Here is a 20,085-nt window from a genome sequence, read left to right on the forward strand (position 1 = left end):
TCCCCCACACGCCGCTCTTCGGACCTGGAGCGGCTGCGGGGGTGCGGGGCGGGGCGGGGCGGGGGGCCCACCCCCGCGCCCGCCGCCCCGACCGGAACGTCCACCGGCCACCGAAGGGGTGCGTTCCCGTTCGTCCCGGGGAGCGGCTCACTGGGGCGGCCGGTGGGACCGAATCGATGGAGTAGTCGGGAGAGGAAGTGAGAAGGGCCTGGAGTAACTGGCAGTAAAGGCTGGACAAGGTGACTGGCGGTCTGTCAGGATCAGGGCTGTCGCCAGGGAACACGGCCGGCGGCCACACCAGGGGAGGACCACATGTCGCAGGACGACCAGCCGCAGTTCGTCTCGGTACCGGTGCCGAGTCAGTACGTCACACAGGTGTACGCCTACCTGGCCGGGCTGACCGGCGCCACGGCGGGTGCCTCGACGGCCGCCGGTGCGGGCGGCGCTCCTCCGGCGCCCCCGGCCGCGCCGGAGGAGGGGGCGGCCGGGGAGCCCGGCAAGCTCCCGGTCGTCGAGTGGACCGTCGAGGACTTCCGCCGGCTGATGATCGAGCCGCTGGGATCGGTGCAGGTGGTGGCCCGGGTGCTGGACGTGCTGGCCGCCCAGCCCGACGCGCGGGTGAGCTACACCGAACTGGCCACCCGGCTGGGCCTGGAGAAGAAGAGCCTGCAGGGCAACCTCGCCGCCTTCACCCGTGCGGTGCACCGGCACTACCACCGCCGCAACTGGCCGATGACCTGGGTGGAGGCGCTCACCAGCGAGCCGGGCCTCAAGTCGGAGTTCTTCTACACCGTCAACGCGACCCTCGCGAGGCGCTGGCTGGAGGCCCGGGCGCAGGGCTGAACGACTCGCCCCGGCCGGGACGGGGGAGTCTGCCAGTTACTCCACTCGTCTAACCGATCCGGCGCCAGCCGCCGGGCGTGCCCGGCTCCGTCACCGGGGCCGGGCCGAAGTCGTACCGCGGCCCGTCGGGCCCGAAGGCGAGCAGCGAGATCGAGGACGATCCCCAGATCCGCCCGTCGCCGAACTCCCGCCGCTGGACCAGCGCGGCCGGATCGTCGAGCGCCAGGCCGTCGCCGGAGACGATCGGCAGCCAGGCGCCCCAGGCCTGCTCGGTCGTGGCGGGGCCGGGCCGCGGCGCGGGCCGGACGGCGGCCCGGAAGCGGGCCCGGAAGTGCGCGGCGCGGGCGGCCATCAGCGAGCGGACCAGTTCGGACGCGGTCCGGTCCGCCGCCAGCCCCTCCGGTCCGTCGTTGAGCACCACGCTCAGCCCGACCGGCAGGTCGCGTTCCGCCAGGATGCTGCCGCCCCAGCTCAGTACCCGTGCGCCGGCCCGGCCGGCGAGGACGAGGTGGAACGGGTCGTACCGCTCCAGGTCGACGCCGGCGAGGCCGCCGTCCCGCAGGGCGATCAGCGGCAGCTCCCCGCGCGAGAGCCGGGCCCGGGCGGGTGCCATGGCCCCGAAGCCGTTCAGCAGACAGGCCGCGGCCGGCCCCGCGGTGCCCGGCTCCGTGGCCCCGGGCACCGCGGCCCCCGGTTCGATGGCGAGCCACGTCCCGCCCGCCGCCAGGTCGAGCCCGCCGACGGCCGCCGGGTGCGCGGGCCAGTGGTGGTCCGGCGGGGACCACCGCCGCCCGGCGTACTCGTCCCGCACCGACAGCAGCAGCACGGGCACCGATGCCGACGGTTCGATGCTGACGAACGCGGTACACACGGTCCTGGCCCCCTGACCTCGCCCACCCCGGGCGGCCCGGCTGCACCACCCTCCCCGCGATCCTCGCACGATCGTTCGGATCCGGGCAGGTCCGGGCCCTCGCCCTCCGGCGCCCGCCGTGCCACACTCGGGCGAGCCGCCCGAGGGCCTGCCCCGACCGTGAAGTGGCCCACGATCTCTCGGCCCGAATGTGCCAGGGAGCCAGTCCAGTCGGACCCTAGGCTGGCCGGTATGACGACGAACGACAACGCCACCGTGTCCGCCCCCGAGCAGCGGATCTCCCTCCCCGACCTCGCCCCCGAGTTCTACCGGGCCATGATCGCCCTGGACCGCGCCGCCCGGCAGGGCGTCGACCCCGTCCTCGCCGAGCTGGTCAAGGTGCACGCGTCGATGCTCAACGGCTGCTCCTTCTGCATCGACATGCACGCCACGGACGCCCTGAAGAACGGCGAGCAGAACCACCGGCTGCTCTCCCTGCCGGCCTGGCGGGAGACGTCCTGGTTCACCGCCAAGGAGCGGGCCGCCCTCGCGCTGACCGAGTCGGTCACCCTGCTGACCCAGGGGCACGTGCCGGACGCCGTCTACCAGGAGGCCGCCGAGCACTTCGAGCAGGCCGAGCTGGCCCAGCTGATCGCGCTGATCATCGCCATCAACTCCTGGAACCGGATCGGCGTCACCTCCCGCCTCAGCCCCGCCGCGAAGTAGGGTGCCCGGCATGACGACCACTCAGCACGAGCTGGCCCGAGCCCTCCACGCCCTGCACCGCCCCGGCGAGCCCCTGGTGCTCGCCAACGTGTGGGACGCGGTGGGCGCCCGACTGGTCGCCGCCGCCGGTGCCCGGGCCGTCGCGACGGCCAGCGCGAGCGTCTCCTGGACGCTCGGCAGCGCGGACGGCGACGCGGCCGACCGCGCCGAGGTGCTGGCCCAGACCGCGCTGATCGTGCGCTCGGTCGCGCTGCCGGTGACGGCGGACCTGGAGAGCGGCTTCGGCGCGACGGCCGCCGAGGTCGGCGAGACCGTCACCGCGCTGCTCGGCACCGGCGCGGTCGGGGTGAACCTGGAGGACGGGAGGCGCCCCGCCGCCGAGGCGGCCGAACGGATCGCGGCCGCCCGGGCCGCCGCCGACACGGCCGGCGTCCCGCTCTTCGTCAACGGCCGCACCGATGTGTTCCTGAAGCAGCTCGGCGACCCGGCCGGCCGGCTGGACGAGGCCGTCGACCGCCTGCGGGCGTACGTCGCGGCCGGCGCGGACGGCGTGTTCGTGCCCGGGGTCGCGGACCCGGAGACGATCGCCGCCCTGGTGGCCGCAGTCCCGGTGCCGCTGAACGTCCTGGCCGGGCCGGGCTCACCGTCCGTACCGGAGCTGGCGAAGCTCGGCGTGGCCAGGGTCAGCCTCGGGCCGGGCCTGGCCAGGGCGGCGTACGCGGCGGTGCGCCGCGCCGCCGAGGAGGTGTACTCCGAGGGGACGTACACCGCGCTCGACGGCGGGCTCACCTACCAGGAGCTGAACGCCCTCGCGCAGGGCTGACCCGGAGCCGGCGTCCGGACCCGACCGCGGAGTCGGCGACGGACGCCGACCGCTGTGCGCCCCGAGCGGCGCGCAGCGGTGGCGGCCGCTTCGGAAGGAGAGCCGGGAGAGCCAGGAGCGCCAGGAGAGCCAGGAGATCAGGGAGACCACGGGGCCCGGGAGCCACAGGGGAGCTCCCGGACCGCCCGGGTCCCCGCGCCGGACCGCTCAGCCGATCTGCCCGCTGAGGCCCGGGTGGGTCAACTGGTTGGTGCCGATCGCCTCCACCTCCTGCGCGGCGTGACCGACCAGCGGGAGCTTGCCGGCCTCCTTCAGGGCGAGGTCGCCCGGGGAGAGGTTGAGGCCGCTGGAGAGCCCGTCCAGGGCGTCCGGCGACGTGGCGGTGGAGGTCGTGGCCGACGCGGCCGGGGCGGCCAGGGCGAGGCCTGCCATGGTGAGGGCGGCCAGGGTGGCGAGTTTCTTCATGGAACCCCCAACGACCCGGCCGCCCTCAGGTCACCGCGGCGGCGTCAGACCGTCACCCGCAGCGTCCGCACGCTGTTGCTGATGAACGACCCGATCGGCTCCGGCGCGGGCCCCTCGGCCAGGGCGATCCCCGGGAAGCGGTCGAACAGGTACCGCAGCGCGGTCTCCGCCTCCATCCGGGCGAGTCCGGAGCCGAGGCAGAAGTGCGGGCCGTGGCCGAGCGACAGATGCCGGTTCGGCTGCCGGGTGATGTCGAAGCGGTCGGCGTCCGGGTAGTGCGCGGCGTCCCGGCCGGCGGACGCGTAGGAGGCGAGCAGCGCCTCGCCGCGCCGGATCACCACGTCGCCCACCGGGATGTCCTCGGTCGCGTACCGCAGCGGGAACTGCCCGACCGGCGAGTCGTACCGCAGCGTCTCCTCGACCACCGCGGACCACGGCTGCTCCCCGTCGAGCACCAGCCGCAGCTGCTCGGGGTGCGAGAGCAGGGCGCGGACGGCGTTGGTGATCAGGTTGAGGGTGGTCTCGTGCCCGGCCACCAGCATCAGCAGCAGCGTGCCGACGAGCTCCTGCTCGCTGAGCCGGTCCCCGGACTCGCGGGCGGCGATCAGGTCGGTGGTCAGGTCGTCGCCGGGTTCGGCGCGCTTGGCCTCGACCACGGAGGCGAGCAGCGCCTGGAGCCCCCGCTGGGCGGCGATCGCGGCGTCCGGGGTGGCGGAGCTGGAGACCAGGGTGTCGGAGAGCTCGTGCAGTTCGTCCTGCTGCTTGGGCGGCAGGCCCAGCAGTTCGCCGATGACCTGCATCGGCAGCGGGTAGGCGAAGTGCTCGCGCAGGTCGAACGGGCCCTCCAGCCCGGCGAGGTCGTCGAGCAGCGCCCGTGTGCGGGACTCGACGGCGGGCCGCAGTTCGGCGACCCGGCGCGGCGTGAAGGCCTGGGTGACCAGGCCGCGCAGCCGCCGGTGGTCCTCGCCGTCCACGGTGATCATGCCCGGCACGGTGACGAAGTTCAGCAGCGGCCAGCCCTCGGGCAGCCGGCCCTCGGTGAAGGCGGTCCAGAGCTGCGGGTTCTTGCCCACCCGGGGGTCGGCGAGCAGCTCCTGGAGGGTGTCGTGCCGGGCTATCGCCCAGACCACCACCCCGCCAGGGAGTTCCACCAGGACCGCCGGGCCGGCCTCCCGGAGCCGGGCGTTCTCTCCGTGCTGGTCCCGTCCGAAGGGGTCGAGCCGGATGGGCTCGGGTCGGTGGCCGGGTCGGTCGAGCTCAGGGGCGGCGGTGTCCATGACGGCCTCTCGGGGGCTGGCGGGCGGGGCGGGGTGAAGGCGCTGTAGAGCACCGGCAGGCTGACCAGGGCGCGTGACCAGGGCGACGGGCGCCAGGCCAACTCGCTGGGTGGTACGGCCAGTTGGAGATCGGGAAGGCGATGCAGCAGGGTCTCGACGGCGGTCTCGACGATGATCCGGGCCGGGTGCTGGGCCGGGCAGACGTGCTTGCCGGCGCCCCAGGCCAGGTGCGCCCGGTTGCCGCCGAGCGAGCCGTGCGCGGCGGCCGAGGCGCCCTGGGCGGCCGGGTCGGCGTTGGCCGCGGCCAGGCCGAGCACGAGCATGTCGCCGGCGCTGATGTACTGGCCGCCGAGGACGGTGTCGCCGGTCGCCCACCGGCCGGGGAAGTTCTGCGTCGGCGGGTCGCGCCAGAGCACCTCCTCCAGCGCGTCGGAGACGGTGAGCCGGCCGCCGGTCAGGGTGGCCCGGAACCGGCGGTCGGTGAGCAGCAGCCGCAGGGTGTTGCCGGTCCAGTTGATGGTGGTCTCGTTGCCCGCGACCATCATCACCACCAGGTGGTGCACCGCCTCCTCGTCGCTGAGCGCGGCCGGGTGGGCCAGCAGCCAGGAGGTGAGGTCGGCCCCGGGCGTGGCGCGGCGGCGCCGGACGAGGTCGACCAGGATCGCCTGGAACTCCGCGCTGGCGCGCACGGAGTCCTTGCTGCTGTCGACGAAGTGGCTGATCAGCCCGACCAGGTGCGGTCCGGCCTCGGCGGGCAGTCCGATCAGCTGGGTGAAGACCAGCAGTGGCAGCCGACGGGCGTACTGCGCGATCAGGTCGGCGGTGCCGTCCGGGCCCCAGCTGTCGATCAGGGCGTCGGCGGCGGCCTCGGTGGTCTCGCGCAGCTGGCGGTGGTCGATCTCGGCCAGCGTGTCGGCGACGGCGGCGCGCAGCCGCTGGTGCTCGGCGCCGTCCAGGTTGAGCAGGGTGGGACGCCAGGCGGTCATCGGCAGCAGCCGGGAGTCGGCGGCCAGCCGGCCCTCGGCCGGGACCCTCCAGCGGCGCGAGTCCTTGGAGAACAGCGCCTCGTTGCGGGTGAGTTCGAGCAGTTCGGGGTAGCCGAGCACGAGCCAGGCCTCGACCCCCGGCTCCAGCTCGATCGGCGCGACCGGGCCGTACTGGGCCCGCAGCCGGGCGTACAGGCCGTGCGGGTCGTCGGCGACGGCGGCGCCGTACAGCCGGGGCAGCGGCACCCCGGCGGGCAGGGTCCCGGCCGCGTGCGCCGGGCAGCCGGGGGGTGCGGACAGCTGCCCGGCGGACGGCGGAACGGCCGTGCCCGGGTCGGGGGTCGTCATCGCTGGAGCTCCAGTACGGCGGTGGAGTGCAGATGGTCGACGAAGTCGATCAGCAGGTCGTACGCGGCCCGGCGGTCCCGGGCGTCGCAGTACAGGATCGGTACGTCGGGCAGCAGGTCGAGGGCGGAGCGCAGCTCCTCCTCGGGGTAACTCGGGGTGTCCGGGAAGGTGTTGACGGCGACCGCGAACGGGATCCGCTGCTCCTCCAGCCGGCCGAGCACGTCGAAGCTCTCGTCCGGGCGGCGCAGGTCGACCATCGCGATGGCGCCGAGCGCGCCGCGCGACAGGTCGTCCCAGAGCGGCCAGAACCGCTGCTGCCCGGGGGTGCCGAAGAGGTAGAGGGCGAGCCGGGGGTTGAGCGTGATCCGGCCGAAGTCCAGCGCGACCGTGGTGGTGGTCTTGCCCGGCCGCCCGGTGAGGTCGTCGATGCCGCTGCTGGCGGCCGTCATGGTCTCCTCGGTGCGCAGCGGCGTGATCTCGCTCAGTGCGCCGACCAGGGTGGTCTTGCCGACCCCGAACGGGCCGGTGACCAGGATCTTCACGGCGCCCTGGACGGACGGCGGCAGGTACTGGGGCTCCGGCGCCGAGGGCTCGGCGGTGCGCGGGTCAGCGGAGTTGGCGGAGGCCAACGAGCACCTCTTCCAGGAGGGTTGCGGGCAGGCGTTCGGCCTGCGGGACGGGCGGGAGCACCTGGACGGCGCCGAGGTCCCAGAGGTCGCCGACCAGCACCTTGACGACGCCGAGCGGCAGCCCGAGGTAGGCGGCCACCTCGGCGACCGACAGCAGGCTGCGGCAGAGGTCCAGGATGCGCTGGTGCTCGCGGTTGAGCAGGGCGTCCTCGGGGAGGTCGGGCCGGTCGGGTAAGGCGCTGACCAGGCTCTCGACGGCGAGCGCGGACCGGGTGGGCCGGCTGCGGCCGCCGGTGATCACATAGGGCCGGACCGGCCCGTTCACCGCCGGCCCCCCGCCGCGTGATCGACGCGCGGCGGGCTGGTGAGGTGGCTGCCGATCCGCTCGACGAGGACCTGCATCTGGTAGGCGACCAGGCCGGCGTCGACCGCCTCGCCGGTCACCACGGCCAGGTGGGCCCCGGCCCCTGCGGCGACCACGAAGAGGTAGCCGCCGCCGTACTCGATGACGATCTGGCGGGTGGCGCTGCCGTGGCCGCCGAAGCCCTGGGCGACGCCGCGGGCCAGCGACTGCAGGCCCGAGCAGGCGGCGGCGAGCCGCTCGGCGTCCTCGCGCAGGATGCCCGCGCTGCGGCCGATCTCCAGGCCGTCGTTGGACACCACGACGGCGTGCTGGACCTCGGGGACGGAGATGATGTCGGCGAGCAGCCAGCCGAGATCAGGGGTGGTGGTCATGGAACTCTCCGAAGCGCTGGGGGAGCTGGGGGGAAGCGGGCAGGGAACGGTGGGGCTGGGCCTGCGTCCGGGCGGCCGACCGGCCGTCGGCGGTGCCGGCCTGGAACATCGCCATGAACGCCCGGGCATCCTGCGCCGACCGGTAGGGCGGGGCGGGCGCCGGCGGGGGAGCGGCCGGCGAGGCGTGGCGGTTGGAGCGGTCGCGCCGGTGGCTCCGGCGGGGAAGCGGCGGCGGAGCGGCGGGGCCGGCCGGCGGGGTCTCCACCAGGGGGTGTGCGGTGGTCCGCGGATGTCCGCCCGGGTAGGGGGAGGCCGGGTTCCGGTGGGGGTCGGCCGGGAACGCCGGGTCGTCGGGGCCGAGGCCCGGGACGGTCGGCGGGAGCGGCTCGGTGAGCAGCGCGTTCGGCAGCAGCACCACGACCCGGACCCCGCCGTACGGGGAGGGCGCCGAACTGAGGGTGACCCGGAACCCGTACTGCTCGGCGAGCCGGCCGACCGCGGCCAGGCCCAGCTGCGGCACCTCGCCGAGGCGGGACACCTCCAGCGAGGTGCCGCCGGCCAGCGCCGAGGCCGCCTTGGCGACGGCCGGCTCGGGCATCCCGACGCCGCCGTCGTCGATCTCGACGACGGCGCCGTTGTGGACGGGCATCAGCGTCACGAACACCTGGGTGCTGGGCGGTGAGTAGCGGGTGGCGTTGTCCAGCAGCTCGGCCACGGCGTGGATGAGCGCCTCGGCGGCGGCGCCGACCACGGCGGTCTCGATCCGGCTGCGGACCACCACCCGCTGGAAGGGCAGGATGCGCGACTGGGCACCGCGCACCACGTCCTCCAGCGAGACCGGTTCGGGCCAGTGCCGCCCGGCCCGGGCGCCGCACAGGACGGCCAGGGTCTGGGCGAGGCGGGCCTGTTGGGCGGCGGCGTGGTCGGCCTTGAGCAGGCCCTCCAGCAGCGCCGGGTCGTCGTGGGTGCGCTCCATCTCGTCGAGCAGGGCCTGCTGGTCGTGGGCCATCACGAGGATCCGGCGGGCCACGCTGAGGAAGGCCCGCTGGGTGGAGGCGTTGAGTTCCTGCTCCTGCTGGACGGCCGCCAGTTCGCTCCCCCGGCGGGCGAGTTCGACGGCGAGCTGGTCCTGGAGGCGGGCGTTCTCGCGCTGCTGCCGGTCGGCCCGGCGGCGCTGGGTGACGGAGACGGCGCGGTAGCGGGCGGCGGCCACGAGGGCGAGGGCGGCGAGAACGCCGGTTGCCGTTGCACACCACTGAGTCATCGTCACGCCGCGAATTCTAGGGTGATGATCCTACGAAGGTGTGAACGGATCTCGCCAAGTGACCGGATCTCGTCAATATCCCGTCCATACGACGTCAATCCGACCTGCTTCCGGCCCGGCCGCGCCCCGCCCGGGGCCGCTCCCCCGGCCCCGTCGGAGGCTCACTGAACCGGCGAACTCCGGTGCAGCAACAGCAGAGCGACGTCGTCCGGCCGGGAGCGGCGCTCGGTCACGTTGAGGGTGAGCAGATCGGCGAGGCGCTCCAGGGCGGCGGCCGGGCCCAGCCGGACCGGACCGGCCTGCCGGGCCCACAGCTCCAGCCCGCCGAGCATCCGCTGCACCGACTCGTCGTAGTCCTCCTCGCGGTCCTCGACCAGCCCGTCCGTGTAGACCAGCAGGGTCTCGCCGACCGCCAGGTGCCCGACCGTCAGGTGGTACGGCTGCCCCGGGTCCACGCCCAGCGGCGGGCCGCCCGGCAGGTCCAGTTCGACGGCCGCGGCGTCCGGCGCGATCCGGACCGGCGAGGGGTGACCGGCCCGGGCCGCCCGGACCGTCCCGTCGGCGGGGTCGAGGGTGAGGTAGAGGCAGGTGGCGAAGAGGTCGGTGTCGAGTTCGGACAGCAGCCGGCTGGTCCGGGCCAGGGTGGCGGCCGGGTCGTGGCCGTCGGTGGCGTACGCGCGCAGACCGCTGCGCAGCTGGCCCATCACGGCGGTGGCCTCGGCGTTGTGGCCCTGGACGTCGCCGATCACCAGGCCGATCCGGCCGTCCGGCAGCCGCAGCAGGTCGTACCAGTCGCCGCCGATCTGCATGCCCTCGGTGCTGGGCAGGTAGCGCGCGGCGCTGGCGATCCCGGGCAGCCGGGGCAGGGTGCGCGGCAGCATGGCGCGCTGCAGCTCGGTGGCCCGGTGGTGGTGGGTGTCGTAGAGCCGGGCGCGCTCCAGGGACTGCGCCAGGATGCCGGCGAAGGCGGAGTAGAGGGTGCGGTCCTCGCGGCCGAAGACCCGTTCGGTGGAGAAGGTGATCAGGCAGGAGCCGACCTGTCGCCCGGAGGCGACCAGCGGCAGCACCGCCCAGGACGCCGGGGTCAGTGGCCCGCCGCCGCCCGGCCCGGTGGTGGCGGGCTCGCTGAACAGCGGGGCGGAGCGGGCCAGCGAGTGCTGCATCACACCCTCGGAGAGGTCGGCCAGCCGGGTCAGCTCGGTCCGGCGCGGGCCGCCGTACACGGTGTGCGAGACGGGCAGCAGCCGGCCCTCGTCGACCAGGTCGAGCACGATGCTGGCGGCGCCGAACGCCGGCCGGGCCACGTCGGTCACCGCGGTGGTCACGTCCCGGACGGTGACCGCGCGGGACAGCGCGCGGGTGAGCGCCAGCAGCAGCGCCGAGCGGGCGCCGGCCGCCGGGGCGCCGCCGCCCGCTCCGCCGCCGGCCACCTCCTCCGCGGGGGCGCCCGCGCGGTCCCGGTCGGCCAGCAGCCCGGCGACCCGGACCGGCCGGCGGTGCACGTCCAGCATCACCTCACCGGTCTCCTCGATCCGGATCACACCGCCGTCGCGGCGCGGCACCCGGTACTCGATCCGGTACGGGCCGCCGGTGGCGAGTGCCTCGGCGAGGGCGGCCTGGACGTCCGGGAGGTCCTCGGGGTGGACCAGCCCGTCCAGGTCGGGTGCGGTGGGCGGGCCGTCGGGCGGCACGGGGCGGTCGACCACCCGGTAGGCGGTGGCGTCCCAGAAGGTCTCGCCGGTCACCAGATCGCGCTCGAAGGCGCCGTGCCCGGCGGACCGGACGGCGAGCGAGAGCATCGGGTGGGCCAGTGCGGCGGACCGCCCGTCCGTACCGGCCTCGCCGCCGGGCCCCGGGTGGGCCGTCCCGGCCGGGCGGGCCCCCGCCCGCGCGCTGTCGAGCAGATGGGCGAGCCGGTGGGCGCAGGCGTCGCCGAGCGTCTCCAGCACGTCCAGATCGCGGCGGGGGACGGTGCCCCGGTGGGCGAGGGCGAGGGCGAGCACGCCGATCGGCCGTTCGTCGACGATCATCGGCAGGGCGATCAGGGCGACCATTCCGGTGCCCATACCGGCATTGCGGTTGGGATAGTCGACGCTGGTGCGCTCCGGACTGAGCAGGTACGGGCGGCGCAGTCGCAGGGCCGTCGCGGCGGGCAGCTCGCTCGCCGGATCGATGACGCCGTAGCGCTCGTGGACCCAGTCGGGCAGGCCGTGCGAGGCGGTGAGCCGGAGCATTCCGGCGCTGTCCAGCAGGTAGAGCGCGGAGCCCTCACCGGTGATCCAGCCCGGGCCCTCGGCGAGCACGGTCCCGAGGAGTTCGGCGGCGGTGGTGCAGCCGAGCAGTAACCGGACACAGCGCATCGCGCTGCGCGCGGTGGGGCTGCTGCGCGGGGCCCGGCTCTCGTCCTCGGAGGGGGGAAGCCACGGTGAGGTCAGGTCCATGGGATTTCCCGGCCTTTCCGTCGCCTTGTCGGGCACCCAATTCTTCATACCTCATTTCCGATGCCGGTGAAGGGTGACCCGGACGGCGCACCGGTGCCGGGGAGCGGACGCCGGTCGTGCCCTGCCCGGCCGCTCCGACCGGGTGGTCCGCCGTGGTCCGGCCGGCCCGCCGCGCGGGGTGCGCCGGGTGCGGCGCCCGGCCGGGGGAACTCACGGAGCCCGGCCGCGCGGTGGGGGCGGGGCTCAGGCCCCGGGCCAGTTCCGGAGGCCGCCGGTGAGGAGGGTGATCAGGCGGTCCTGGGTGTCGGAGAGGTCCTCGGCGAGCTGGAACCCGCCGCCGATCGACAGCGAGGCGAAGCCGTGGGCGACCGAGCGGACGGTCCGGGCGGCGTGGACGGCCTCGGAGCCCTCCAGCCCGTAGCCGCGGAGCACCGCGAGGATCACCCCGACCAGCCGCCCGCCCGCCCTGGTCAGGTCGTCGTCCGGCTGCGGGGCCTGCGGCAGCGCGGTGTACCGGTGCGGGTACTCGGTGGCGTAGCCGTGGTAGGCCCGCAGGACGGCGGCGACGGCGTCGTCCCCGCCGCGGCCGAGGGCGGCCTCGGCGAGCCGGTCGGCGAGTTCCTCGGTGACCCGGACGGCGATCAGCCGGCGCAGCTCGGCGAGTCCGCCGCTGACGTGCTTGTACAGCGAGGGGGTGGCCACCCGGGCCCGTCCGGCGACGGCGGCCAGGGTGAGGGCCTCGGGGCCCTGTTCGTCGATGAGGGCGAGGGCGTGGTCGACGACCTGCTCGGGGGTCAGTCCGACTCGGGGCATGGTGCGGTCTCCGTGGGCGAGGAAGCGGGCGGGCTCGGGCCGGCGCGGCGCGGAAGGGCGGGCTCAGGCCAGCTCGGCGAGGAAGGGCAGCAGGGCGTCGGCGGTGGCCTGCGGCCGGTCGGCCATCGGGTAGTGCCCGGAGCCCTCGATCATCACCTTGCGGCCGTTCAGTGCGGCGGCCTGCCGGTCGGCGACCAGCTCGGGGTCGGGGAAGTCGGGGTCCTTGGTGCCCATCACGACCAGCGCCGGGCAGCTCACGGCGGCGGTCCAGCCGTTCGGCGCGGAGTCCCCGCGCACGTAGCCCCGGGTGGCCTGCTTGCGGCCCGGCGTGCGCATCGCGGCGACCAGTCCGTCCACGTAGGCGTCGAAGTCGGCCGGCTTGGGACCGGGGTACGCCATCTTGCGGTGGTAGAGGCCCCAGAACGCGGGCGAGTGCACCAGCAGGACGCCCATCACGCCGAACATCGCGCGCTGCAGCGCGTTCGGCGGCGGGTTCTCGACGAAGGCGTCCACCAGGACGATCCCGGCCACCCGCTCCGGCGCGTCCCCGGCCACCTTGACCACCGTCGCACCGGCGTAGGAGTTGCCGACCAGCGTGGCGCGGTCGATGCCGAGGTGGTCCAGCAGGGCGAGGACGTCGGTGGCGATCGCGGCCGGCGTGTAGTCGTCCCAGGCGATCGAGGACTCGCCGAAGCCGCGCAGGTCCAGGGTGATCACCCGGTGGCCCGCGGCCACCAGCAGCGGGCGCAGGTGCCGGTACGCGGCACGGCTGTCGAGCATCCCGGGGAGCAGGACGAGGGGGGCGCCGTCGCCCTGCTCGGTGTCGTCGAAGGCCAGCCGGCCGCCGGGGAGGTCGAGGTACTGGGTGCTGGGGGTGAAGGTGCCGGGCATGGGGGCCTCCTCGGTCCGCGGGGCTGTCGGCATTGCGCCGATAGCCATAAAGCTAAGGCTAATAGCCTTAGCTTTCAAGCCCTCGACCGGCCGGACCCCCGGGGCGGCCCCGGTACCGCGGCTCAGACCCCCTCCACCTTGAACGGGTCGTGCTCGGCGAGCAGCTTCTCCAGCCGCGCCTGGTCCACCCGGGTGACGATCTCGTTGGTCTCCTGCCGGTCCCGGATCACCTTGGCCAGGGTGAAGGCGGAGGTGACGGTGTAGAGCAGGCCGACCGTGAGGAAGGCGCGGGTCCAGCCGCCGACCGGCAGATAGGCGATGCCGACGGCGAGGGCGCCGCCGGAGAGGGCGAAGGAGAGGACGGCCTGGAGGTGGTACGCGGCCGTGGTGCGTGACTGCATCGGTGCGTTCATGGCGCCAGGATGGCCGCGCCGGGAGCGCCGCACATGAGTAGGAGTACTCAAGTGGGGGACCGTTCGTTGACGTCCCCTCACGTTCGGTAGTGTCAGTTGCCATCGATCCGCCCAAATCGCCCATCAGGTCACGTACCGTCCGGGTAGTATCCGGCTGTCCCGAACGGACGGCTTGGAATCAGAGGCTCCTAGGATTAACGTTTGATAACGCAGCGCGGTTCGTAACGCCGTACCCAGACGGCACCGTGCGCCGTCGCCTAATCCCGCCGGCCGGCCTCCGGGCAGGCCAGGGAGCCGGGGAACCATGTTCCTTGGGGTGAATCGGCCGGGCCCAGGCCCAGCCGTAGGAGACCTTCCTGCTCCGAACCCGTCAGCTAACCCGGTAGGCGCGAAGGAAGGAAAGGAGCGCGCCTCCGTGGCGTCGTCGCACTCTCCGGCACACCTGCCCGGCTCCCCCGCCGGCACCCAGCTGCTCGACCACCCCTGGCCGCCCGCCCACCCGGGCGAGTTCGGCGGGTCCGGCGTCGAGACCGGGCCGCAGGCCCCCGACAGCAACCGGCACCGGATGCCCCGTCAGACCCGCGGCACCGCCCCGCTGCTCGGCGTCACCGCCGTGGCCGCCACCCTCGGTGCGACCGGCTTCGCCTCCGCCACCCCGGCCGCCGCCCCCGCCGTCGAGGTCCCGGACGAGACCCCGGTCGCGCTCGCCGCGGACCCGGGCCTCGCGCTCGCCGCCCGGATCCAGCAGCAGGCCGACAGCCAGCGCACCGCCGCCGAGGAGGGCGCCCGCCTGCAGGCCGCCAAGGAGGCCGAGGTCAAGCGCGCGGCCCAGCAGCAGGAGGCCAAGCGGGCCGCGGAGGAGGCCGAGAAGGCCAAGCTCGCCGCCATCGAGCTGCCGGTGCGCGACTACCACCTCTCGGCCCACTACGGCCAGAGCGCCTCCTACTGGGCCCACCTGCACACCGGCCTGGACTTCGCCGCCGACACCGGCACCCCGGTCTACGCGGTCGGCCAGGGCACCATCACCTCGGCCGGCTGGGCCGGGTCGTACGGCTACCGGATCGTCGAGACGCTGCCCGACGGCACCGAGATCTGGTACTGCCACCTCTCCTCGATCATCAAGGGCTCCGGCAAGGTCGTCCCCGGCCAGCAGCTCGGCAAGGTGGGGGCCACCGGCAACGTCACCGGCCCGCACCTGCACCTGGAGGTCCGCCCCGGCGGCGGTGCCCCGGTCGACCCGGAGAGCTGGTTCGAGCAGCGCGGCGTGACCCCCTGACCGGCGTCACCTTCTGACAGCCCGCCGCGGTGCCCCGGCCGTCGTGACGACGGCCGGGGCACCGTCGCGTCTCAGGCCCCGGCGGCCGCGTCGGCCCCGTCCGGCCGGTCGGCGGACCCGTGCACGTGCCCGTCCCCGGGCGCGTAGCCGTACTCGTCCCCGGGCGCGTAGCCGTACTCGTCCCCGGGCTCGTCGTCCCCGTACTCCCCGGCCTCCTCCGCCTCGCCGGATGCCCCGGGCAGCTGCGCCAGGTACGCGTCGATCTCCTCCTGGCCCGGCTCCGGGGCCAGCTCCGGGAACTCCTCCACCAGCAGCCGCGGCAGCCCCGGCACCGTCCACTCGCCGAAGAGGTCCAGCGCGGCCTCGACGGCGGCCTCCTCGAACGCCCCGAAGTCCCCGGCCAGCTCGTCGGGCATCGGCCGGCCCTGCGCGGTGAGCTCCTCCAGGTTGCGGTAGCTGCGCCGCATCAGCCCCTGCTCCAGCAGCCGCCGGGCACCGTCGGTGGCCATCCCGACGCTGAGCGGCCGGGCGCCGTCCCAGCCCCCGTCGTCCACCGGGTCCAGCGCGCCCGCCGCCTCCAGCCGCTCGTAGGCGGCCGCCCGGTCCTCCGGCGCCAGCTCCCGGAACGCCTCCAACCAGGCCCGGACCGCCGCCCCGTCGGCCGGGTCCACCCCGTCCGCGCGCAGCAGCAGCGTGTACAGCCGGGGCCAGGTCACCAGGTCGGCGCGGCGCAGCAGCCCGGCGGCCACCTCGCCCTGCCACTCGGCCTCCGCGTGCAGCCGCTCCTGCCGCTTGGCGTTCAGCCGCTTCGCCGCCCGCTGGTGGTCGATCAGCAGCCGCACCGCGGCGCCGTACGCCAGCGGGTCCTGCTCCGGCTCGGGCTGGACGTACAGGTAGAGCCGCTCGTACAGCAGTTGTTCCACGGCGTCCGAGGTCAGCTCCGGCCAGCCGTCACGCATCCTGCCCTCACCCAGCTCCAGCAGCGCCAGCACCGCCCGCACCGGCGCCTCGGCCACCGGAGGGTGGCCGTGCGCCTGCGCCCAGGCGAGCAGTTCGGCGGCTTTGGTGCGCGGGGCGAGCCGCAGGTCTTCTTCTTCCATGTCACGTAAGGTAACCGGAAAGCCCGGGTAGGGTCGGCAGGCATGGTCCCCGTCCGACTCACCGGCCCCCGCCTGGCCATCCGCGAGTTCCACCACAGCGCCGCCGACGTCGACGCCCTGTACGCGGTGTTCGGCGACCGGGAGGCCACCCGCTACCTCCCGTTCGAGCCGCGTGACCGCGAGGACTGCGCCGACCAGATCGAGCAGTACCTGGAGGAGGCGCAGCAGGACGAGCGGACGGTCTACCGGCTGGCCGTCACCCGCCGCGCCGACGCGGACGCCCCGTCCCGCGCCGTCCCGATCGGCAACGCCGCCCTCACGCTCGGCGGCCACCGCAGCGCCGACCTCGGCTACGCGCTGCGCCCGGACACCTGGGGCAACGGCTACGCGGGCGAGATCACCGGGCTGCTCTGCGACTTCGCCTTCGGCCCGCTCGGGCTGCACCGGCTGGTCGCCCGGGTGGACGTGGAGAACACGGCCTCGGTCCGGGTGCTCATCCGGGCCGGCTTCCGTCTGGAGGGCCGGATCCGGCACGACGTGCACCTGCGCGGCTGCTGGCGCGACTCCTTCCAGTACTCGCTGCTCGCCCACGAGTGGCCCCGGGTGGGGGGTTAACCCCCGGCCCGCTTCACGGGGGAGCCGGATGTCCGCCCGGCCCGGCCTTTGACAGGGTTGTGACGTCAGCCCGGCACGCCACCGAGAAGGACCCGAGGGCCATGAGCAGCAGCCTCAGCACGCAGCGCAGCGAGGACGACCGCGACGACGCGGTACGGCGCACCGAGGAGCCGCCGTACGCCTGGCGGGCGCCGTTCTCGTCCTACTACTACCGGGAGCTCGGCTTCACCCTCACCGCGGTGCCGGTGGCCCTCGCCGGGTTCGCCTTCGCCATCACGCTGTTCACCTTCGGTGTCGGCACTCTCGTCACCGTGCTCGGCATGCCGGTGCTGGCCGCTCTGACCGCCGGGGCCCGGGGCTTCGGCCGGCTGGAGCGGGCCCGGGTCCGCGGCATGCTGGCGCTGGACGTGCCCGGCCCGAAGCCGGTCCGGGTGCGCCGGCCGGGCAGCTGGGGCGCGATCACCGCGCGGCTGGTGGACGCGGCGGGCTGGAAGGCCGTGCTCTACCAGGTGGTGATGCTCCCGTGGGCGCTCTTCAGCTTCGTGATGTCGCTGACGTTCCTGCTGGTCGGCTGGACGCTGGCGCTCTACCCGCTCTACCACTGGGTCTACCCGAAGTACGTCGGCTGGCGGGGCTTCCGGGTGTTCGACTACTACGACGGCAACGGCGTCGAGCACGTCTACTACGTCGAGGGGCCGCTGCAGATCGCCGGGCTCTCGCTGCTGGGCTTCGTGTTCGTCTTCCTGACCCCGCAGCTGGTGCGCGGACTGACCAACGTCAACCGGCTCGCCGCCCGGGCTCTGCTCGGCCGCTGACCGGCCCACCCGCCGCCCCACCGCCCGGCCCCACCGGCCCCGCCCCGCCCCGGACGTTCCGGGGTGCGGGCGGGGCCGGCCCGTGGTCCGATGACCGCATGGCCGCCCCGACCGACCTCGCCGCCGACGTCCCGGTCACCTCCCGCCCGCTGGACGAGTACTGCGCGCTGTTCGACCTGACCCGGGCCGGGCTCGCGGCCCTCCCCGGGCCGGTCCTCGACTGCCCGGGCGGCGCCGCCGGGCTCGCCGCCGAGGCACGCGAGCTGGGCTGCCGGGTGATCGCCACCGATCCCGCGTACGCCTGGCCGGCCCCCGAGCTCGCGGCCCGCGCGCTGGCCGCCCGCGCCGCCATGGCGGCCGCGATGGCCGCCCGCCCCGAGCTGTACCCGGCGTCCCACCACCGCCCGGCCGACCGCTACCTGCGCAGCTGGGACCGGGCCCGCCGACTGTTCGCCGCGGACGCCGCCGCCCACCCGCAGCGGTACGTGGCCGCCGCGCTGCCCCGGCTGCCGTTCGCGGACGACACCTTCGCGCTCACCCTCAGCGGGTTCCTGCTGTTCGTCTACCCCGAACTCTTCGGCCCCGAGAAGCAGTTGGCCGCGCTGACCGAGCTGGTCCGGGTGACCGCCCCCGGCGGCGAGGTCCGGGTCCACCCGCTGAACGACGCCGCGGGCCGGCGCTGCCGGCACCTCGATGCGCTGCGCCGCGCGCTGGGCGAGCGCCGGATCGCCAGCGAGGTCCGCCCGCTCCCGGCCGGTGCGGGGCGACTCGGCCGGGTCCTCGTCCTGCGGGCCGCCGACCGCCGGCGCCGGGGCGGCTAGCCCGGCTGCCGCTCCGGCCGGTCGGTCTCGGGCGGGCCGGCCGACTGCCCGGCCGGCGGGCCGACCGGACCGGTCTGCTGCGGGAGGGTGACCTGCGGGGGGAGCGGAGCCGGTGACTCCAGCCGGGAGAGGATCTTCTCCGCCAGCCAGCTCCGGTCGGAGCCGTACGGGATGCCGTCCGGCGCCACCAGCCGGCCGGCCACCGCGTCCCGCAGCCGCTGCGCCTGTGCGGCCGGCAGCCAGGAGAGCAGGCCCCGGGCGGCCAGCAGCGCGTGGTACTGCTCGAAGCCGGAGCGCGGGTGCTCGATCGCCTCCAGCACGCTGGTCAGGTCGGCCAGCGCGGGATCGCCCTGCATCAGGGCGAGCGCCTGGATCCGCCGGTCGTCGGCGCCGTCCGCGAACAGCTCCCGGACCCGGTCCGCGGTGAGCGCCGAGCGCCGGGCCGTCGACCGGACCTCGGCCATCACGCTCTCCGGCCCGGTCGTCGCGTTCGACGGCAGCAGGCGGGCCGGGTCGTTCGCCCGGCCGGTGCTGCCGCCCAGCAGGCCCAGGTGCTGCATCGCGCGGACCCGCAGGTCGTCCGCGCCCACCTTGTCGCCCCGGAGGTCGCGGTCCTGGCCGGCCAGGAAGAGGTCGAGCGCCTGGTCGGCGCCGGAGAGCACCCGGGGCAGGGCGAGCCGGGTCACCAGCCAGCCGGTCAGGAAGCCGAGAACGAGGAAGTAGAGGACGAGCGCGGCCGCGAAGGGGGCCGCGCCCTCGCCGCCGCCCAGCGCGGGGGCCAGCGCCGCGCCGAGCTGGTGCAGCCGCTCGCCGAGCGAGCCGAGCTGGGTCAGGCCGACGCCGAGCAGCACCTTGGTCAGCCAGTCGGAGACCTGCTCCAGATTGGTGTTCGGGGCGTAGGAGCCGTGCGGCTCACCGGCCGGGCCGCCGCGCGCCCGGGGCACGCCGAACAGGAAGCCGAGCGCGCCGCCGAGCACCGCCGAGGCCCCGGTCACCACCAGCCCGCCGCCCAGCGCCTGCCAGCTGTGCGCCCGGTCGAGGGAGAACAGCACCAGGCCGAGCGCCCCCACCCCCACCAGCGCTCCGGCCGCTCCCCGTTGTGCCGTTCGCAGGGCCGTCGTGCCCCCGGTCCGCCGCGTCCTCGCCATCGCCTACCCCCTGTGGCCGCCCCGCTCCGCTCCGGAACCCGCGCCGACTCTAGCGTCGGAGCGGTGGGAGGCAAACGCCCCGGGCCGATCGGTGCCGGAACAGCAGACAGCCCGTGGGCTGCTCCTCGCTGCAGCGAGGCACCGGGGATGTTCCGGTGAGCCCACGGGCCGGGTGACTGCTTGGAATTCGCCTGCCGGAGGCACGGGGCCTCGTCCTGCGCAGGCAGGGGCGGCTCTAGCGAGCAGCCACCTCACGCATCCTGATGGAACTCAATTCAGGATCACCTCCCTTCAGTGTGCAGCCAGCTTAGGCAGCTCCTCGGAACGGGGGCAACGGATTTATTCGCGGCCGCCGCACCGGTTCCGGTGCGGCTCCGGTGCGGCTCCGGGAACGCTTCCGAACCGGCCCGGGAGCGGCGGGGAGCCGGCGCCCCGGGAGCGGGCCCGGACCCCGGACATGCGAGAGGCCCGGAGGACGAATCCTCCGGGCCTCTGTGCTACTGAGTAGCGGGGACAGGATTTGAACCTGCGACCTCTGGGTTATGAGCCCAGCGAGCTACCGAGCTGCTCCACCCCGCGTCGGTGAACGCAACCCTACGGGGAAGTCGCCCGGATGGGAAATCAGTTCGTCACCGGACCTCGGACCTCGGACCCCGGACGCGGACCTCGGGCCCGGATCCCGGACATGCGAGAGGCCCGGAGGACGAATCTTCCGGGCCTCTGTGCTACTGAGTAGCGGGGACAGGATTTGAACCTGCGACCTCTGGGTTATGAGCCCAGCGAGCTACCGAGCTGCTCCACCCCGC

General features: G+C 74.9%; 21 protein-coding genes, 2 tRNA genes and 1 riboswitch. Of the genes, 7 read left to right on the forward strand and 16 right to left on the reverse strand.

The genetic code is table 11. From position 1 onward, the window contains the following. Positions 1–312 precede the first annotated feature (312 nt). The gene (locus tag ACZ34W_RS26150; RefSeq protein WP_465607527.1) at positions 313–843 is read left to right on the forward strand and encodes a hypothetical protein; all 531 of its coding nucleotides are present in this window, start codon (positions 313–315) and stop codon (positions 841–843) included. 49 nt (positions 844–892) lie between these two features. Here the strand turns inward: ACZ34W_RS26150 and ACZ34W_RS26155 are convergent, their stop codons facing one another. Beyond that, positions 893–1,714, reverse strand: a complete 822-nt coding sequence (locus tag ACZ34W_RS26155; protein ID WP_359805714.1) for an NRDE family protein — start codon at positions 1,712–1,714, stop codon at positions 893–895. A gap of 231 nt (positions 1,715–1,945) precedes the next feature. Between ACZ34W_RS26155 and ACZ34W_RS26160 the strand changes: the two genes are divergently transcribed. Both ACZ34W_RS26160 and ACZ34W_RS26165 read left to right on the forward strand, forming a co-directional pair. After that, positions 1,946–2,419 carry a carboxymuconolactone decarboxylase family protein gene (locus ACZ34W_RS26160; RefSeq protein WP_352291176.1) on the forward strand — a complete coding sequence of 158 codons (474 nt, stop codon included), beginning with the start codon at positions 1,946–1,948 and terminating at the stop codon, positions 2,417–2,419. Positions 2,420–2,429: 10 nt separating this feature from the next. Further along, positions 2,430–3,242 carry an isocitrate lyase/PEP mutase family protein gene (locus tag ACZ34W_RS26165; RefSeq protein WP_465607528.1) on the forward strand — a complete coding sequence of 271 codons (813 nt, stop codon included), beginning with the start codon at positions 2,430–2,432 and terminating at the stop codon, positions 3,240–3,242. A gap of 207 nt (positions 3,243–3,449) precedes the next feature. Here the strand turns inward: ACZ34W_RS26165 and ACZ34W_RS26170 are convergent, their stop codons facing one another. The 11 genes from ACZ34W_RS26170 to ACZ34W_RS26220 all read right to left on the reverse strand — a co-directional run bounded on the left by ACZ34W_RS26170 (position 3,450) and on the right by ACZ34W_RS26220 (position 13,504). After that, on the reverse strand, positions 3,450–3,707 hold the full coding sequence (locus tag ACZ34W_RS26170; protein ID WP_329489049.1) for a hypothetical protein: 258 nt from the start codon (positions 3,705–3,707) through the stop codon (positions 3,450–3,452). A gap of 44 nt (positions 3,708–3,751) precedes the next feature. Next, the gene (locus tag ACZ34W_RS26175) at positions 3,752–4,858 is read right to left on the reverse strand and encodes a cytochrome P450 family protein (RefSeq protein ID WP_465607529.1); all 1,107 of its coding nucleotides are present in this window, start codon (positions 4,856–4,858) and stop codon (positions 3,752–3,754) included. Then, positions 4,822–6,318, reverse strand: coding sequence for a cytochrome P450 (locus tag ACZ34W_RS26180; RefSeq protein WP_329489051.1), 1,497 nt, complete (start codon positions 6,316–6,318; stop codon positions 4,822–4,824). Before ACZ34W_RS26180 ends, ACZ34W_RS26175 begins: the two co-directional genes overlap by 37 nt. Continuing rightward, positions 6,315–6,947, reverse strand: a complete 633-nt coding sequence (locus ACZ34W_RS26185) for a GTP-binding protein (protein WP_329489052.1) — start codon at positions 6,945–6,947, stop codon at positions 6,315–6,317. The genes ACZ34W_RS26180 and ACZ34W_RS26185 overlap by 4 nt, the downstream gene beginning before the upstream one ends. Then, positions 6,925–7,272, reverse strand: coding sequence for a DUF742 domain-containing protein (locus ACZ34W_RS26190; RefSeq protein WP_329489053.1), 348 nt, complete (start codon positions 7,270–7,272; stop codon positions 6,925–6,927). Before ACZ34W_RS26190 ends, ACZ34W_RS26185 begins: the two co-directional genes overlap by 23 nt. Next, positions 7,269–7,682: a roadblock/LC7 domain-containing protein gene (locus tag ACZ34W_RS26195; protein WP_329489055.1), complete on the reverse strand. Its 414-nt coding sequence runs from the start codon at positions 7,680–7,682 to the stop codon at positions 7,269–7,271. The genes ACZ34W_RS26190 and ACZ34W_RS26195 overlap by 4 nt, the downstream gene beginning before the upstream one ends. Beyond that, the gene (locus tag ACZ34W_RS26200) at positions 7,666–8,946 is read right to left on the reverse strand and encodes a sensor histidine kinase (protein ID WP_329492194.1); all 1,281 of its coding nucleotides are present in this window, start codon (positions 8,944–8,946) and stop codon (positions 7,666–7,668) included. Before ACZ34W_RS26200 ends, ACZ34W_RS26195 begins: the two co-directional genes overlap by 17 nt. A gap of 161 nt (positions 8,947–9,107) precedes the next feature. Next, entirely contained in the window at positions 9,108–11,387 is a 2,280-nt protein-coding gene (locus tag ACZ34W_RS26205) for a SpoIIE family protein phosphatase (protein WP_465607531.1), read from the reverse strand. A gap of 243 nt (positions 11,388–11,630) precedes the next feature. Next, on the reverse strand, positions 11,631–12,200 hold the full coding sequence (locus ACZ34W_RS26210) for a TetR/AcrR family transcriptional regulator (RefSeq protein WP_465607533.1): 570 nt from the start codon (positions 12,198–12,200) through the stop codon (positions 11,631–11,633). A 63-nt stretch (positions 12,201–12,263) separates the two neighbouring features. Further along, a complete protein-coding gene (locus tag ACZ34W_RS26215; protein WP_465607534.1) occupies positions 12,264–13,091 on the reverse strand; it encodes an alpha/beta fold hydrolase in 828 nt (275 codons plus the stop codon). A gap of 122 nt (positions 13,092–13,213) precedes the next feature. Further along, positions 13,214–13,504 (reverse strand): YiaA/YiaB family inner membrane protein, encoded by a 291-nt coding sequence (locus tag ACZ34W_RS26220; RefSeq protein ID WP_465607536.1) that lies wholly within the window; start codon positions 13,502–13,504, stop codon positions 13,214–13,216. 244 nt (positions 13,505–13,748) lie between these two features. Next, positions 13,749–13,907, forward strand: a riboswitch (cyclic di-AMP (ydaO/yuaA leader). 12 nt (positions 13,908–13,919) lie between these two features. Here ACZ34W_RS26220 and ACZ34W_RS26225 point away from each other — a divergent pair. Next, the gene (locus ACZ34W_RS26225) at positions 13,920–14,780 is read left to right on the forward strand and encodes a M23 family metallopeptidase (protein ID WP_329489060.1); all 861 of its coding nucleotides are present in this window, start codon (positions 13,920–13,922) and stop codon (positions 14,778–14,780) included. Positions 14,781–14,851: 71 nt separating this feature from the next. On the opposite strand, the gene ACZ34W_RS26230 is transcribed toward ACZ34W_RS26225, so the two are convergent. Then, on the reverse strand, positions 14,852–15,880 hold the full coding sequence (locus tag ACZ34W_RS26230) for a hypothetical protein (RefSeq protein ID WP_465607538.1): 1,029 nt from the start codon (positions 15,878–15,880) through the stop codon (positions 14,852–14,854). 42 nt (positions 15,881–15,922) lie between these two features. Between ACZ34W_RS26230 and ACZ34W_RS26235 the strand changes: the two genes are divergently transcribed. The 3 genes from ACZ34W_RS26235 to ACZ34W_RS26245 all read left to right on the forward strand — a co-directional run bounded on the left by ACZ34W_RS26235 (position 15,923) and on the right by ACZ34W_RS26245 (position 18,131). Continuing rightward, entirely contained in the window at positions 15,923–16,495 is a 573-nt protein-coding gene (locus ACZ34W_RS26235; RefSeq protein WP_329489063.1) for a GNAT family N-acetyltransferase, read from the forward strand. A gap of 101 nt (positions 16,496–16,596) precedes the next feature. Next, on the forward strand, positions 16,597–17,310 hold the full coding sequence (locus tag ACZ34W_RS26240) for a sensor domain-containing protein (protein ID WP_329489065.1): 714 nt from the start codon (positions 16,597–16,599) through the stop codon (positions 17,308–17,310). Between the two features lie 98 nt (positions 17,311–17,408). After that, positions 17,409–18,131 (forward strand): class I SAM-dependent methyltransferase, encoded by a 723-nt coding sequence (locus ACZ34W_RS26245; protein WP_465607540.1) that lies wholly within the window; start codon positions 17,409–17,411, stop codon positions 18,129–18,131. On the opposite strand, the gene ACZ34W_RS26250 is transcribed toward ACZ34W_RS26245, so the two are convergent. The 3 genes from ACZ34W_RS26250 to ACZ34W_RS26260 all read right to left on the reverse strand — a co-directional run bounded on the left by ACZ34W_RS26250 (position 18,128) and on the right by ACZ34W_RS26260 (position 20,085). Further along, entirely contained in the window at positions 18,128–19,207 is a 1,080-nt protein-coding gene (locus ACZ34W_RS26250; RefSeq protein ID WP_465607542.1) for a hypothetical protein, read from the reverse strand. The genes ACZ34W_RS26245 and ACZ34W_RS26250 overlap by 4 nt on opposite strands. Positions 19,208–19,784: 577 nt before the next feature. Next, positions 19,785–19,858 (reverse strand) — tRNA-Met (locus ACZ34W_RS26255). 154 nt (positions 19,859–20,012) lie between these two features. Beyond that, positions 20,013–20,085: transfer RNA gene (locus tag ACZ34W_RS26260), tRNA-Met, on the reverse strand.

This window comes from Kitasatospora sp. NPDC022856 (assembly GCF_055561235.1).

Bases quoted from the DNA above. Each gene is read 5' to 3' on its own strand.
- ACZ34W_RS26150 (WP_465607527.1), top strand. From the start codon at position 313: ATGTCGCAGGACGACCAGCCGCAGTTCGTCTCGGTACCGGTGCCGAGT.
- ACZ34W_RS26160 (WP_352291176.1), top strand. From the start codon at position 1,946: ATGACGACGAACGACAACGCCACCGTGTCCGCCCCCGAGCAGCGGATC.
- ACZ34W_RS26165 (WP_465607528.1), top strand. From the start codon at position 2,430: ATGACGACCACTCAGCACGAGCTGGCCCGAGCCCTCCACGCCCTGCAC.
- ACZ34W_RS26170 (WP_329489049.1), bottom strand. From the start codon at position 3,707: ATGAAGAAACTCGCCACCCTGGCCGCCCTCACCATGGCAGGCCTCGCC.
- ACZ34W_RS26180 (WP_329489051.1), bottom strand. From the start codon at position 6,318: ATGACGACCCCCGACCCGGGCACGGCCGTTCCGCCGTCCGCCGGGCAG.
- ACZ34W_RS26195 (WP_329489055.1), bottom strand. From the start codon at position 7,682: ATGACCACCACCCCTGATCTCGGCTGGCTGCTCGCCGACATCATCTCC.
- ACZ34W_RS26200 (WP_329492194.1), bottom strand. From the start codon at position 8,946: ATGACTCAGTGGTGTGCAACGGCAACCGGCGTTCTCGCCGCCCTCGCC.
- ACZ34W_RS26205 (WP_465607531.1), bottom strand. From the start codon at position 11,387: ATGGACCTGACCTCACCGTGGCTTCCCCCCTCCGAGGACGAGAGCCGG.
- ACZ34W_RS26210 (WP_465607533.1), bottom strand. From the start codon at position 12,200: ATGCCCCGAGTCGGACTGACCCCCGAGCAGGTCGTCGACCACGCCCTC.
- ACZ34W_RS26215 (WP_465607534.1), bottom strand. From the start codon at position 13,091: ATGCCCGGCACCTTCACCCCCAGCACCCAGTACCTCGACCTCCCCGGC.
- ACZ34W_RS26220 (WP_465607536.1), bottom strand. From the start codon at position 13,504: ATGAACGCACCGATGCAGTCACGCACCACGGCCGCGTACCACCTCCAG.
- ACZ34W_RS26230 (WP_465607538.1), bottom strand. From the start codon at position 15,880: ATGGAAGAAGAAGACCTGCGGCTCGCCCCGCGCACCAAAGCCGCCGAA.
- ACZ34W_RS26235 (WP_329489063.1), top strand. From the start codon at position 15,923: ATGGTCCCCGTCCGACTCACCGGCCCCCGCCTGGCCATCCGCGAGTTC.
- ACZ34W_RS26240 (WP_329489065.1), top strand. From the start codon at position 16,597: ATGAGCAGCAGCCTCAGCACGCAGCGCAGCGAGGACGACCGCGACGAC.
- ACZ34W_RS26245 (WP_465607540.1), top strand. From the start codon at position 17,409: ATGGCCGCCCCGACCGACCTCGCCGCCGACGTCCCGGTCACCTCCCGC.